This window comes from Amycolatopsis saalfeldensis, assembly GCF_900110575.1.
Lineage (GTDB): Bacteria > Actinomycetota > Actinomycetes > Mycobacteriales > Pseudonocardiaceae > Amycolatopsis > Amycolatopsis saalfeldensis.
The window spans coordinates 307150-319950 of the sequence record NZ_FOEF01000005.1; the positions used below are offsets into that span (position 1 = coordinate 307150).

At 70.1% G+C, this 12801-nt stretch carries 13 protein-coding genes; 7 read left to right on the plus strand and 6 right to left on the minus strand.

Features of this window, described 5'->3' with window-relative positions; genetic code table 11:
* Positions 1 to 52 precede the first annotated feature (52 nt).
* Genes BMY97_RS14785 through BMY97_RS14795 form a run of 3 tightly spaced genes read left to right on the plus strand, consistent with a single transcriptional unit; the run spans position 53 to position 2669 of the window.
* The gene (locus tag BMY97_RS14785; protein WP_091617374.1) at positions 53 to 958 is read left to right on the plus strand and encodes an aldose 1-epimerase family protein; all 906 of its coding nucleotides are present in this window, start codon (positions 53 to 55) and stop codon (positions 956 to 958) included.
* Positions 925 to 1437, plus strand: coding sequence for a GNAT family N-acetyltransferase (locus BMY97_RS14790; RefSeq protein WP_091617375.1), 513 nt, complete (start codon positions 925 to 927; stop codon positions 1435 to 1437). Before BMY97_RS14785 ends, BMY97_RS14790 begins: the two co-directional genes overlap by 34 nt.
* An 11-nt stretch (positions 1438 to 1448) precedes the next feature.
* The gene (locus BMY97_RS14795; protein WP_091617376.1) at positions 1449 to 2669 is read left to right on the plus strand and encodes an amidohydrolase; all 1221 of its coding nucleotides are present in this window, start codon (positions 1449 to 1451) and stop codon (positions 2667 to 2669) included.
* A 117-nt stretch (positions 2670 to 2786) separates the two neighbouring features.
* On the opposite strand, the gene BMY97_RS14800 is transcribed toward BMY97_RS14795, so the two are convergent.
* Positions 2787 to 3929: an acyl-CoA dehydrogenase family protein gene (locus tag BMY97_RS14800; RefSeq protein WP_091617377.1), complete on the minus strand. Its 1143-nt coding sequence runs from the start codon at positions 3927 to 3929 to the stop codon at positions 2787 to 2789.
* 104 nt (positions 3930 to 4033) lie between these two features.
* Here BMY97_RS14800 and BMY97_RS14805 point away from each other — a divergent pair, with 104 nt between their 5' ends.
* The 4 genes from BMY97_RS14805 to BMY97_RS14820 all read left to right on the plus strand — a co-directional run bounded on the left by BMY97_RS14805 (position 4034) and on the right by BMY97_RS14820 (position 8575).
* On the plus strand, positions 4034 to 4624 hold the full coding sequence (locus BMY97_RS14805) for a TetR/AcrR family transcriptional regulator (RefSeq protein WP_091617378.1): 591 nt from the start codon (positions 4034 to 4036) through the stop codon (positions 4622 to 4624).
* 60 nt (positions 4625 to 4684) lie between these two features.
* Entirely contained in the window at positions 4685 to 5641 is a 957-nt protein-coding gene (locus BMY97_RS14810; RefSeq protein ID WP_091617379.1) for a carbohydrate kinase family protein, read from the plus strand.
* A 193-nt stretch (positions 5642 to 5834) separates the two neighbouring features.
* Positions 5835 to 7151, plus strand: a complete 1317-nt coding sequence (locus BMY97_RS14815; RefSeq protein WP_091617380.1) for a citrate synthase — start codon at positions 5835 to 5837, stop codon at positions 7149 to 7151.
* 62 nt (positions 7152 to 7213) lie between these two features.
* Positions 7214 to 8575: a cryptochrome/photolyase family protein gene (locus BMY97_RS14820; protein WP_091617381.1), complete on the plus strand. Its 1362-nt coding sequence runs from the start codon at positions 7214 to 7216 to the stop codon at positions 8573 to 8575.
* On the opposite strand, the gene BMY97_RS14825 is transcribed toward BMY97_RS14820, so the two are convergent.
* From BMY97_RS14825 to BMY97_RS14845, 5 genes are all read right to left on the minus strand, one after another.
* Positions 8562 to 9752 (minus strand): serine hydrolase domain-containing protein, encoded by a 1191-nt coding sequence (locus BMY97_RS14825; RefSeq protein WP_245787317.1) that lies wholly within the window; start codon positions 9750 to 9752, stop codon positions 8562 to 8564. The genes BMY97_RS14820 and BMY97_RS14825 overlap by 14 nt on opposite strands.
* Before the next feature lie 77 nt (positions 9753 to 9829).
* The gene (locus BMY97_RS14830) at positions 9830 to 11023 is read right to left on the minus strand and encodes an ABC transporter permease (protein ID WP_091617382.1); all 1194 of its coding nucleotides are present in this window, start codon (positions 11021 to 11023) and stop codon (positions 9830 to 9832) included.
* A complete protein-coding gene (locus BMY97_RS14835; protein ID WP_091617383.1) occupies positions 11020 to 11937 on the minus strand; it encodes an ABC transporter ATP-binding protein in 918 nt (305 codons plus the stop codon). The genes BMY97_RS14830 and BMY97_RS14835 overlap by 4 nt, the downstream gene beginning before the upstream one ends.
* Positions 11934 to 12485: a hypothetical protein gene (locus tag BMY97_RS14840; RefSeq protein WP_091617384.1), complete on the minus strand. Its 552-nt coding sequence runs from the start codon at positions 12483 to 12485 to the stop codon at positions 11934 to 11936. The genes BMY97_RS14835 and BMY97_RS14840 overlap by 4 nt, the downstream gene beginning before the upstream one ends.
* Positions 12482 to 12751 carry a helix-turn-helix transcriptional regulator gene (locus tag BMY97_RS14845; RefSeq protein ID WP_091617385.1) on the minus strand — a complete coding sequence of 90 codons (270 nt, stop codon included), beginning with the start codon at positions 12749 to 12751 and terminating at the stop codon, positions 12482 to 12484. Before BMY97_RS14845 ends, BMY97_RS14840 begins: the two co-directional genes overlap by 4 nt.
* Positions 12752 to 12801: the final 50 nt, after the last annotated feature.

Consider the following 12801-nt stretch of genomic DNA (forward strand, 5'->3'; position numbering starts at 1 on the left):
GTTAGTTTCGGCCCCGGTCCACCACCGTCCGGGCGCCGGTAACCTCTGCGCCATGGCGAATCCCACCGGAGAGCAGTTCGAGATCACCCGCGGCAACGCCCGCGCCGTCGTCACCGAAATCGGGGCCGGGCTGCGTGTGTTCGAGGTCGGCGGCGTGCCCTACGTCGAGGAGTTCGAGGCGGACGAGAAGTCGCCGAAGGGCCTCGGCCAGGTGCTGCTCCCGTGGCCGAACCGCACCAAGGGCGGGCTTTGGGAGTTCCAGGGCGAGCCGCAGCAGCTGGAGATCACCGAGGAGGCGCGCGGCAACGCGATCCACGGCCTGACCCGGCACCTGGAGTGGGAGCTGGTGGAGCACGCCGAATCGTCGATCACCCTCGCGGTGGACGTCGAGGTGCAGCCCGGCTGGCCGGTGCCGCTGCGCGCCACGATCACCTACGAGCTGGCGCCGCGCGAGCTGACCATCACCCACGAGATCCGCAACGAGGGCGAGCAGCCGATCGGCGTCGGCCTCGGCACGCACCCCTACTTCCGGATCGGCGACGCGCCCACCGACGAGCTGACCCTGACCCTGCCGGCCACGCGCGTGCGCCCGTACCTCGCCGACGAGCAGATGCCGTACGCCGAGGAGGAGGACGTCGAGGGCACGGAGTACGACTTCCGCGGCGGGCGGCTGCTCAAGGGCGTCGACCTGGACACGGCGTTCGGCGGGCTGACCCCGGCCGAGGACGGCACCCACCACGTCGAGCTGTCCCACGGCGAGCAGCGGCTGCTGGTCTGGACCGGGCCCGACTTCCACTGGGCGCAGGTGTTCACGCCGGACGAGCTGGTCGGCCGGGGCCGCGCCGTCGCGATCGAGCCGATGACCTGCCCGGCCGACGCGCTCAACACCGGCACCGACCTGATCGAGCTGGAGCCGGCCACCTCGTGGTCGGGCAGCTGGGGCATCCGCGTCCCGTGACGCCGTTGCTGCTGGCCGAGGCCGACGCCGGCGAGCTGCTCACGCTGCAGCGCGCCGCGTTCCTCAGCGAAGCCCGCGCGCACCGCAACCTCGAGCTCCCGCCGTTGCTGGAGACGCTGGAGCAGGTGCGCGCGGCGCTGGCCGACCCGGCGTATCCGGTGTGGGGAGTGCGCGACGCCGGGCGGCTCGTGGCGACGGTGCGGCTCCGGGTGGCCGGCGACGTCGGCGAGGTCGTCCGGCTGGCTGTTGCCCCGGATCGCCAGGGCGAGGGCCTCGGCCGGGCGCTGCTGCTCGCGGCCGAGGCGGCGGCGCCCGCGGGCGTCACGCGATTTCGGCTCTGCACAGGCGAACTCTCGGCCGGGCCCCTGCACCTGTACGCGAAACTCGGCTACCGCGAGACGCACCGCAGCCCGGAGGCGGACTACCAGCTCGTCCACTTGGAAAAGCCCCGTGCTGACGGCCCGGCGGCAATTCGTTAGCGTGTCAAACTATGGCTGATAAGGCGATTGTGGGGGGCTACGTCGTCCCCGTCGGCGCTGCCCCCATCGAGGGCGGCACCGTGCTCATCGAAGACGGCAAGATCATCGCGGTCGGCCCCGAGGCCGACGTCGACATCCCCGAAGACGCCGAGCTGGTCGACGCGTCCGGCAGCTGGGTGCTGCCGGGCTTCATCGACGCGCACGCGCACCTGGGCGTCCACGAGGACGGCGAGGGCTGGGCCGGCAACGACACCAACGAGATGACCGACCCGAACGGCGCCCGCTTCCGCGCCATCGACGGCATCGACCCGTACGAGCCGGGTTTCGACGACGCGCTTTCCGGCGGCGTCACGAGCGTGGTGATCAAGCCGGGGTCGGGCAACCCGATCGGCGGGCAGACCATCGGCGTCAAGACCTGGGGCCGCAGCATCCTGGACATGGTGTTCGCCGAGCACGTCAGCGTGAAGAGCGCGCTGGGCGAGAACCCGAAGCGCGTGTACGGCGAGAAGAAGCAGACGCCGTCGACCAGGCTGGGCGTGGCCGCGATCCTGCGCGAGGCGTTCACGAAGGCCCGCAACTACCAGGCCAAGCGCGAGCACACCGCCGGCGAGGGCAAGCCGTTCGAGGTCGACCTGACGAACGAGACGCTGGCGAAGGTCCTGGACGGCGAGCTGTACTGGGACCAGCACGTGCACCGCGCCGACGACATGGTCACGGCCATCCGGCTGGCCGACGAGTTCGGCTACAAGCTGGTGATCAACCACGGCACCGAGGGCCACCTGATCGCGGACCTGCTGGCCGAGCGCGACGTCCCGGTCATCCTGGGCCCGCTGTTCACCACGAAGTCGAAGGTCGAGCTGCGCCACCGCTCGCTGCGTTCGCCCGGCATCCTGGCGCGCGCGGGGGTGAAGATCGCGATCACCACCGATCACCCGGTGGTGCCGATCAACTTCCTGGTCTACCAGGCCGCGCTCGCCGTGAAGGACGGCCTTGACCCGGAAACGGCGCTCAAGGCGCTGACCCAGCACCCGGCCCAGATGCTCGGCCTGGACGACCGCGTGGGCACCCTGACCCCGGGCCTGGACGCCGACGTGGTGCTGTGGTCGGGCGACCCGCTGGACGTGATGAACCGCGCCACGCGGGTCTTCGTCCGAGGCCGCGAGGTCTACCGCTTCGACGAGTCGGCCGGCGAAGGCGTCGTCGAGGACCGGCGGTACCGCGAGAGCCGCTGACGCTTGGGGCTCACCGCTTGGGGTTCGCGCCTCAAGCGGTGAGGTCCAGCTTCACGGGGTAGCCCAGCTCCCCGGCCTGATGACCAGCGAGACCGGGTCGCTCAGGTCGACGATCCGTCAAGCGCCCTTCAACGACCGGGCGATCAACATCCGCTGGATCTGATTCGTCCCCTCGAAGATCTGCGGCACCTTCGCCTCCCGCATGTACCGCTCCACCGGGAAGTCACGCGTGTAGCCCGCGCCGCCGAGTACCTGGACCGCGTCCGTTGTCACCTTCATCGCGCCGTCGGTCGCGATGAGTTTCGCGATGGAGGACTGGCGTTGGAAGTCCAGGCCGCGGTCGCGGCGGCGGGCGGCGTCGAGGTAGGTCGCGCGGGCCGATTCGACGGTTGCGGCCATGTCGGCCAGCAGGAATTCCAGGCCCTGGAACTCGATGATCGGGCGGCCGAACTGGGTGCGGCCCTTCGCGTACTCGACGGCTTCGTCCAGGGCGGCCTGCGCCAGGCCCACCGCGCAGGCCGCGATGCCCAGCCGGCCCGAGCTGAGTGACGACAGCGCGATGCGCAGCCCCGCGCCCTCTTCGCCGATCAGACGGCCGGCCGGCACCGCGGTGTCGTCGAAGATCAGCTGCGCGGTCGGCGAACCCGTGAGGCCCATCTTGCGTTCACGCGGCGCCGCCGAGAGACCGGTTGTCGACGAGTCGACCAGCAGGCACGAGACGCCGTGGCTGCCTTCGCCGGTGCGGACCATGGTCGTGTAGAAGTCCGCGACGCCGGCGTGCGTGATCCACGCCTTGGTGCCGTTGACCAGGTACTCGTCGCCGGCGAGCCGGGCCCGGGTGGACAGCGCGGCCGCGTCGGAGCCCGCCTGCGTCTCCGAAAGCGCGTACGCGCCCAGCAGCTCGCCGCCCAGCATGTCCGGCAGCCAGCGGTCGCGCTGCTCGTCCGTGCCGTAGTGCGCCAGCGCGTAACAGGACATCGTGTGCACCGACAGCCCGACGCCGACGGTCATCCACGCGGACGCGATCTCCTCAAGCGCCTGCAGGTACACCTCGTACGGCAGCTCCGCGCCGCCCCAGCGCTCGGCGTACGGCAGCCCGAGCAGGCCCGACTTGCCGATCAGCGTGAACAGGTCACGGGGGAAGTTCTCGGCCTCTTCGTCCGCGGACGCCCGGGGCTTCAGCTCGTCACGGGCGATTTCGGTGACCAGCGCGAGCAGGTCCTCCGCCTCGGGAGTGGGCAGCAGTCGTTCGGCCGGCATTGTTCCCTCCAGGACCAACCTGTACTGAAAACAGTACTGCGGACTGAACGAGAGTACCGTAAGGAGGCCGGAGTTGTCCCCGACTCGTGAGGGATAGTGGTCCGATGCCCGCACTCGAAGCCCGACGCCGGCCGACCGCTCGGCAGCAAGCGCTGCTGGCCGAGCTCGAGACGCTGTTCCTCGCGGAGGGCTTCGCCGGTTTCACGCTCGACGACCTCGCCTCCCGTCTCCGCTGCTCCAAGTCGACGCTGTACGCGCTCGCCCCCAGCAAGGAGCAGCTCGCGGTCAAGGTCGTGGCCCACTTCTTCCGCGGCGCCGCCGAGCGGATCGAGGAGCGGATCAACGGCATCGACGACGCGCGCAAGCTGATCGGGGAGTACCTCGCCGGCGTCTCGGCCCACCTGAACCGCGCGTCGGCCGCGTTCATGACCGACATCGCCGAGTTCGCCCCGGCCCGCGACACCTATCAGCTCAACAGCCGGGTCGCCGCCCGCCGCATCCGCGCGTTCATCGACAAGGGCGTGGCCGACGGCGTCTTCCGCGACGTGCACGCCCGGCTGGTCGCCGAGATGACCGGGCTGATCGTGGAGGGCATCCAGACCGGCGTGCTCGGCCGCCGCACCGACGTTTCCGACGCCGAGGCATTCACCGCGCTGGGGGAATTGCTGCTCGGCGGCTTGACGAAAGACCACTGACGCCGGTTGTCCGGTCGCAGGACACGAATTGTCACCGGCTTGTCCTCTACACTCTCGCTCGTGATCGTGGTGGGTGGAGAGGCGCTGGTCGACCTCGTTCCTGGTGAACCGTTGGATTCCCCTGTGTCTAATTCCACAGTGGACGGTGGCTTGCGCGCGCTGCTGCCCCGCCTCGGCGGCGGGCCGTACAACGTCGCGCTGGCGGCCGGGCGGCTCGGCGTGCCGACGTCGTTCCTGTCCCGGGTTTCCACCGACCGCTTCGGCGGTGCGCTCGTCGAGCGGCTGGTGGACTCCGGTGTCGACACTTCGCTGATCCAGCGCGGGGACGAGCCGACCACGCTCGCCGTCGTCGCGCTCGACGAGAAGGGTGCCGCGCGGTACACGTTCTACGTCGAGGGCACGGCGGACCGGCTGGTGCGCGACCCCGGAACCCTGCCCGACGAAGCCACCGCGCTTTCCCTCGGCACGCTCGGCATGGTGCTGGAACCGGGCGCGAGCGCCTACGAAGCCATGCTGCGCCGCGAGTCCGCGCGCGGCACACTCACCGTGCTGGATCCGAACATCCGCGAAGCGCTGATCGGCGAACCGGGCGCGTACCGGGAGCGGTTCGCCTCGTGGCTGCCCGATGTCCGGTTGCTGAAGATCTCCGACGACGACGCCGCCTGGCTCACCGAGGGCGCCGATCCGGTGGCCGCCGCGAAGGCGTGGGTCGAGTCCGGAGTGGACGCCGTGGTGCTCACCCGTGGCGCCGAAGGCATCTCGGTGATCACCGCCGCAGGTGAGCTGGCCCACGTGCCGTCGCGGCGGGTCGAAGTGGTCGACACGATCGGCGCCGGCGACACCGTCCAGGGCGCGCTGCTCGCCTGGCTGCACACGCGCGAGGTGCGTGACCTGGCCGCACTGGACGCGGCCGCGTGGCGCGAGGCTCTTTCCTTCGCGGCGAAAGCTGCTTCCATCACGGTTTCGCGCAGTGGCGCGGAGCCGCCCACGGCCGCGGAGATGGCATCCACCGTGTGAACCTGGTCCCAAAGGGGCCACTCAAGGCAACGCATCGAGTGCGCGGGAGTCCTTACCTCGACTAACGTGGGGGTCGAATTCATACCCCAGCGGGGCGGTGTGCAGCGAGGCGCGTGTTTCCTCGCGTGAACACGTGGCTACCTGTGAGATCTACAGGCGCCGCCGGCCCGTGCCCAACGTGAGAGGGACCTGCATGTCCGACGCGACAGATGCGGGGCAGTCCGGCGGCGAATCCGCGACGCTGCGCCTGCCGAGTGGCGAGCACGAATTCAAGGTTGTCCGCCCGGTGGAGGGTGCACCGGGAATCGAGCTGGGGAAACTGCTGGCGTCGACCGGGTACATCACCTACGACCCCGGATTCGTCAACACCGGTGCCGCGTCTTCGGCCATCACCTACATCGACGGTGACGCCGGCATCCTGCGCTACCGCGGGTACCCGATCGAACAGCTCGCCGGGAAGTCCACCTTCATCGAGGTGTCCTACCTGCTGATCTACGGGGAACTGCCGACTGAGGCCCAGCTGGCCGACTTCACCGAGAAGATCCAGCGGCACACGCTGCTGCACGAGGACCTGAAGGCCTTCTTCTCGGGCTTCCCGCGCGACGCGCACCCGATGCCGGTGCTCTCCAGCGCGGTCTCGGCGCTGTCCACCTTCTACCAGGACTCGCTGAACCCGTTCGACGAACCCAATGTCGAGCTGTCGACCATCCGCTTGCTGGCGAAGGTCCCGACGCTGGCGGCGTACGCGTACAAGAAGTCCGTCGGCCAGCCGCTGCTGTACCCGGACAACTCGCTCGGCCTGGTGGAGAACTTCCTCCGGATGACCTTCGGCTTCCCCGCGGAGCCGTACGAGGTGGACCCCGAGGTCGCCAAGGCGCTCGACCTGCTGTTCATCCTGCACGCCGACCACGAGCAGAACTGCTCGACCTCGACGGTGCGCCTGGTCGGCTCGTCGGAGGCGAACCTGTTCGCCAGCATCTCGGCGGGCATCAACGCCCTGTTCGGCCCGCTGCACGGCGGCGCGAACGCCGCGGTCCTCGACATGCTCGAGGGCATCCGCGACGACGGCGGCGATGTCGCCCACTTCGTGAACCGGGTGAAGAACAAGGAAAAGGGTGTGAAGCTCATGGGCTTCGGGCACCGGGTCTACAAGAACTACGACCCGCGCGCGAAGCTCGTGAAGGCCACCGCCGACGACATCCTCGGCAAGCTCAAGGGCGGCGACCAGCTGCTCGAGATCGCCAAGAAGCTCGAAGAGACCGCGCTTTCCGACGAGTACTTCATCGAGCGCAAGCTGTACCCGAACGTGGACTTCTACACCGGCCTCATCTACCGGGCGCTCGGGTTCCCGACGAAGTACTTCACCGTGCTGTTCGCGCTCGGCCGGCTCCCCGGCTGGATCGCGCACTGGCGCGAGATGATCAGCGACCCGCAGACCAAGATCGGCCGCCCGCGGCAGATCTACACCGGTCACGCGTCGCGTGACTACGTGCCGATGTCGGAGCGCTGAGTTCCGCTCCGGCGAACGCCCCGTCGTGCCTCGGCACGGCGGGGCGTTTATCGTTGGGCCCCATGACGATGGAAGCGCCGGTGGTGCTCTGGTTCCGCCGGGACCTCCGGCTCGGTGACCACGCCGCGTTGCACGAGGCGGCGAAGCACAGCAAACATGTGCTCGCGCTGTACGTCCTCGACGAGGCGCTCATCAAGCCTTCGGGCGCGCCGCGGATGGCCTTCCTGCTCGGCTGTCTGAGCGAGCTGGACAACGCGCTGGGCGGCCGGCTGATGATCGTCACCGGCGACCCGGTGCGCGAGGTCGTGCAGGCCGCCCGTGACATCGGAGCCTCGGCTGTGCACGTCAGCTCCGACACCGGCCCGTACGGCCGCCGCCGGGACGCCGAGGTGGCGAAAGCGTTGGCGGACAACAACATCGGGTGGGTCGAGACGGGCTCGCCGTATGCTGTCACGCCCGGGCGCGTCACGAAGCCGGACGGCGATCCGTACCGGGTCTTCACGCCGTTCCACCGCGCGTGGACGCGGCACGGCTGGCCGCGGCCCGCGGAGACCGGACCGTCTCTTGTGGACTGGCTGAAGCCGGGGAAGTCCGCGAAGCTGCCGAAACCGCCGTCGCTGGGGGAGATGCGGCTGCCCGCGCCGGGCGAGGAGGCGGCGCTGGACGCGTGGCACACGTTCCTCGGCTCCGGCATCGAAACCTATGACACCGACCGCGACCGGCCCGATCGCGAGGGCACCACGCGGCTCTCGCCGTACTTGCGCTGGGGCGCGATCCACCCGCGCACGATGCTCGCGGACCTGGCCGGAGACGAGCGGGCGGGCGCGAAGTCCTTGCGCGCCGAGCTGTGCTGGCGCGAGTTCCACGCCGACGTCCTGTGGCACCGCCCCAAAACGGCGCGCGAGAACTACGACCGCCGTTTCGACCGGTTGGTGTGCGAAACCGGTGCGGCGGCGCGACAGGCGTTCGACCAGTGGTGCGAGGGCCGCACCGGCTACCCGGTGGTGGACGCGGGAATGCGCCAGCTGCTCGCCGAGGGCTGGATGCACAACCGGATCCGGATGGTCGTCGCGAGCTTCCTGGTCAAGGACCTGCACCTGCCGTGGCAGTGGGGCGCGCGGCACTTCATGCGCCACCTGGTGGACGGCGACCTCGCCTCCAACCAGCTCAACTGGCAGTGGGTCGCGGGCTCCGGCACCGACGCCGCGCCGTACTTCCGCGTCTTCAATCCCCTTACGCAGGGCGAAAAGTTCGACCCCGTCGGCGATTACGTCCGCAAGTACGTGCCGGAGCTGCGCGGTGTCGAGGGCAAGGCCGTGCACCAGCTGAAGCAGCGCCCGGCCGGGTACCCGGAGCCGATGGTGGAGCACGCCCACGAACGCCAGGTGGCGTTGGCGCGGTACGGCGCCATCACCGGCTCCTGAGCCTCACCGGGTGATCGCGTCCGCGATCTTCCCCACGATCGCGGGCTGGCCCTCGGTTTCCTTCGAGGTGGAGTTGACGCCAGTTATCGGCCCGCCGCTTCAGGTCACGGGTGGCCCAGACGCCGTTGGTGTAGCCGTAGCGGGTGCCGGTCTTGCCCCAGACGGTGATCCCGTTGACCGTGGAGGTCATCAGGCCCTGGCTGTAGTACGCGTCCTGGTCGGTGCCGAACATCTTCACCCCCGGCACGGTGAACATCCGCGCCAGCTGGGGCGCCGGCAGGAGCTGCCCGCGGAAGAGCGCGGTGAGGAACGTGTCCAGGTCGGCCGCGGTGGAGATCATCTCGCCCGCCGCCCACGGGATCGACTGGTTCATCCGGGTCAGGTCCACCAGCTGCCCGTTCACGGCGAGGTAGCCGTGCGCGTACGGCGCGGGCAGCTCCGGGTTGTTGCCCGGCACGGAGGTTTCACGCAGGCCCAGCGGCCGGATCACCTGGTCGCGCATCACGTCGGCGTACGGGCGGCCGGTCAGCTTCTCCACCAGCAGGCCCGCGACCAGGTAGCTCGTGTTCGTGTACTGCTGCGCGCTGCCCGGGGCGAAGACGATCGGGTGCCGGAACGCCGTGGCCAGCACCTGTTCCGGGGTGAACACGGTGTACCGGTGGTCGAAAGTCCACTGTGGATCGTCGGGCAGGTCCACGCCGGGCAGGCCGCTGGTGTGGTTGAGCAGCTGGGCGACGGTGATCGGCGGGTAGCCCGCGGGCAGCAGCCCGGGCAGGTACCGCTGCACCGGGGCGTCGAGGTCGACGCGGTGCTGTGCGGCCAGCTGCAGCACCAGCACGGCGGTGAACGTCTTGGTGATGCTGCCGATCCGGAAGTGCGCGTCGGCCGGGACCGGCGCCCCGGTCTTCAGGTCAGCCGTCCCGGAGGTCCCGGCCCAGGCGCCCGCCGAGCCGCGGACCTGCAGCAGCGCGCCGGTCTCGTCGGCGTTCGGCAGCCCGGCGATGGCGGCCTGCAGCGCTGCGGGGTTCAACGGCGGGAGTGGGGTCCTCGCCCCGGCGGCGGGCTGTGACACCGCCCCGGAGCCGGCGGCGAACGCGGCCGGCGCGGCCGTCACGGACAGCAGGGTGGCGGCGGCCAACGTCGCCGCCAGCCCGCGGATCAGTGGATTTCTTTTCATGCCAACGAGTCTTTCGGCTCCCACCCGGTCCGCCATCGGGGAGATACCCGGACCCGGCCACCTAGGGGGCGGCCGGGTCAGCGGCGCAGCGCCTCGGCCAGCTTCACGCGGCTGCCGACGCGCAGCACGCCGTTCTGGTAGATCCGCGCGCCCAGCCAGGTGACCAGCGCGATCGACGCGATCGTCAGCACCAGCGACGTCACGATCTCCCAGGGTGCCGCCGCACCGGTGGCGATCCGCGCCGGCATCAGCACCGGCGAGAGCAGCGGGATCAGCGAGACGACCCGCGTCGCGGTGCCGTCCGGTGACTGGGTGAGCAGGTTGATCCCCACGATGAAGCCGATGATCAACGCGATGTTCACCGGCCCCACCACCGTCTGCGTGTCCTCCTGCCGCGAGACCAGCGAGCCGGCGGCGCCGTAGATCATGGCGTACAACAGGAATCCCAGCAGGTACCAGACGATGCCCCAGACGGCGGCCCCCGCCGCGACGCCGGATACCGACAGCACGCCGGTCCCGGTGGCCACGGCCAGGCCCACCACGGCGAGGATGCCGAGCTGGACGAGCCCGACCACGCCGAGCCCGATCACCTTGCCCAGCAGCAAATGCCACGGCCGCACGGTGGAGAGCAGGATCTCCACCACCCGGCTGGACTTCTCCTCCACCACGCCCTGGGCGACCAGCATCCCGTAGGTGATGATGCTCATGTACAACAGGATCGCGACGACCAGCCCGATCACGAGCTTCTGTCCGTGGTCGGCGTCGCGCGGCTCCAGCGGCGGTGCGACGTCGACGTGCGCTGCCGAGACGGTCTGTCGCACCTGCACCGGGTCGAGGTGGGCGGCGGACAGCTGCGCATCGAGCACCTGCTGCTGCACGATGCCGTCGAGTACGGCCTGCAGTTTGGTGTCCAGTGTGGACTTCACGGTGACGCGGAGCCGGGAGGCGCTGCCGGACACGAGCGCGTTGGCGTCCCCGGCCCGGACCTGAGCCTGTCCGTCCTCTTCGGACGCCGCGGTGACGGTCTCGAACTTGTCCCCGACCTGTGCGCCGGCCGCCTGCAACTCCTGGGCGATGCCCTGGGCCTGGCCGGTGAGGGCGATCGTGGTCGTGCTGGAGGAACTGGCGAGGAACGCTTGCAGCGCGACATAACCGCACAGCAGCACCAAGAGCACCGCGGTGCTGACCACAAAGGAGCGTGTCCGCAGCCGGGTGTTCAGCTCGCGCTTGGCGACCAGCCGGACGGCGCGCGCGGGGCTGATGCGGGTCATGCCGCGTCTCCTTGGTTCGTGGCGCCGGTGTCGCGGAACAGCTCGGTGAGCGAGCGGCCTTGCCGGCTGAACTCCGTGACCGGCCCGGTCGCCAGCGCGGCGGCCAGCACCGCCTGGTCGTCCGCGCCCGCGGTCAGCTCCAGCACGGTCGTCGGCCCGCGCTCTTCGAGGACACGCACCCCCGGCACCGTCGAAGCCCAGCCGGGCCGGGTGCCCGGCGCCGTGACGACCAGCCGGCTGCTCGCGCCGCGGGTCAGCTCGGCCACCGTGCCGACGGCGGTCATCCGTCCGTTCCGGATGATCCCGACGCGGTCGCACAGCCGCTCGACCAGGTCCAGCTGGTGACTGGAGAACACCACGGGCACGCCGTTCGCGGCCTTCTCGCGCAGCACCCCGCTCATCACGTCGACGGCCAGCGGGTCGAGGCCGGAGAACGGCTCGTCGAGCACCAGCACGGCCGGGTCGTGCACCAGCGCGGCGGCGAGCTGCACCCGTTGCTGGTTGCCGAGGCTGAGCTTCTGCACCTCGTCCTTGCGCCGCTCGCCGAGGCCGAGCCGGGCCAGCCACAGCTCGGCGCCGCGGTGCGCTTCGTTGGTGCTCAGCCCGTGCAGCTCGGCCAGGTAGACGAGCTGGTCGAGCACCTTCATCTTCGGGTACAGGCCGCGTTCCTCGGGCATGTACCCGATGCTCGTGCGGGTCTCGTGCGTGATCGGCCGCCCGTCGAACCGGACTTCCCCGGAGTCGGCGGCCAGCACCCCCAGCGCGATCCGCATCGTGGTGGTCTTGCCCGCGCCGTTGCCGCCGACGAACCCGAACAGCTCACCGGCGCGCACGTCGAACGTGACCTCGTCCAGCGCGACTTTTTCCCCGTACCGCTTGGAGATCCGGTCGATCTCCAGCGCCGGCCCGGTCATGCCGGGACCTCCGGTACGTCGAGGAAGTCTTCGGGGTCGTCGTCCGGCAGCGTCCAGCCGAGGATCAACGACGGGAGGGTGGACCCGGTGACCAGCAGCGCGGCCAGCATCGTCGCGCCGCGGACCGCGCCGTCCGGCTGGCGCATCATGGCCAGCGCGTAGAACAGTGCGATCAGCATCAGGTAGATCATCACCTGGTAGGCGAGGAAAGTGGTGCGGTGGCGCCATTCGCGCTCCCGCTCGTCGAGCAGCCGCGAGAAGCTGTCGCTCATCTTGCCGGTGACGATGCGCTGCGGCACGAAGCCGGCGCCGGTGATCAGGAATCCCACGCCCCACAACACGGGGAACAGCCAGATCGGGACGAACGTGATCGCCGCCGCCGCGCCGATCAGGATCAAGTTCCCGGCCACCGTCACGCCGACGAGCTGGCGCCGCCGCTGCCGAGTGCGCCAGCCGCGGAGCTTCAACGCCCGCTTGGCGGCCTGCTCCTCGGCCTGGTCGAGCTGTCGTTCCCAGAAGGCGGCGAGGCGCCCCCGTTTCGTCGTCATGCTCCCCCCTCTCGATAAACCTGCGTGGACAACGGCGCGAACGGCTCGCGGCTGAACACCGCCTCCACCGGCAGCCCGAACACCGCGCAGATGCGGAACGCCAGGTCAAGACTCGGGTAGTGATCCCCACGCTCCAACGCCCCGATCGTCTGTGGGTTGACCTCCACCGCTTCGGCCAGCGCCGCCCGGCTCAACCCCCGCTCCACCCGAAGCACGGGCAACCGGTTGTGAATCGGCAGCTCTTTGCCGCGTCTTACCGGGCTCATGCAACGTACTGTTGCAAAAACCCAATGGGTCGTCAAGTCTGGTGAACGGT

What these genes read in the sequence shown, in the direction of transcription:
- BMY97_RS14825 (WP_245787317.1), bottom strand. Translation starts at nt 9,752, where the DNA reads ATGAAAAGAAATCCACTGATCCGCGGGCTGGCGGCGACGTTGGCCGCC.
- BMY97_RS14820 (WP_091617381.1), top strand. Translation starts at nt 7,214, where the DNA reads ATGACGATGGAAGCGCCGGTGGTGCTCTGGTTCCGCCGGGACCTCCGG.
- BMY97_RS14830 (WP_091617382.1), bottom strand. Translation starts at nt 11,023, where the DNA reads ATGACCCGCATCAGCCCCGCGCGCGCCGTCCGGCTGGTCGCCAAGCGC.
- BMY97_RS14835 (WP_091617383.1), bottom strand. Translation starts at nt 11,937, where the DNA reads ATGACCGGGCCGGCGCTGGAGATCGACCGGATCTCCAAGCGGTACGGG.
- BMY97_RS14785 (WP_091617374.1), top strand. Translation starts at nt 53, where the DNA reads ATGGCGAATCCCACCGGAGAGCAGTTCGAGATCACCCGCGGCAACGCC.
- BMY97_RS14800 (WP_091617377.1), bottom strand. Translation starts at nt 3,929, where the DNA reads ATGCCGGCCGAACGACTGCTGCCCACTCCCGAGGCGGAGGACCTGCTC.
- BMY97_RS14805 (WP_091617378.1), top strand. Translation starts at nt 4,034, where the DNA reads ATGCCCGCACTCGAAGCCCGACGCCGGCCGACCGCTCGGCAGCAAGCG.
- BMY97_RS14815 (WP_091617380.1), top strand. Translation starts at nt 5,835, where the DNA reads ATGTCCGACGCGACAGATGCGGGGCAGTCCGGCGGCGAATCCGCGACG.
- BMY97_RS14795 (WP_091617376.1), top strand. Translation starts at nt 1,449, where the DNA reads ATGGCTGATAAGGCGATTGTGGGGGGCTACGTCGTCCCCGTCGGCGCT.
- BMY97_RS14840 (WP_091617384.1), bottom strand. Translation starts at nt 12,485, where the DNA reads ATGACGACGAAACGGGGGCGCCTCGCCGCCTTCTGGGAACGACAGCTC.
- BMY97_RS14845 (WP_091617385.1), bottom strand. Translation starts at nt 12,751, where the DNA reads ATGAGCCCGGTAAGACGCGGCAAAGAGCTGCCGATTCACAACCGGTTG.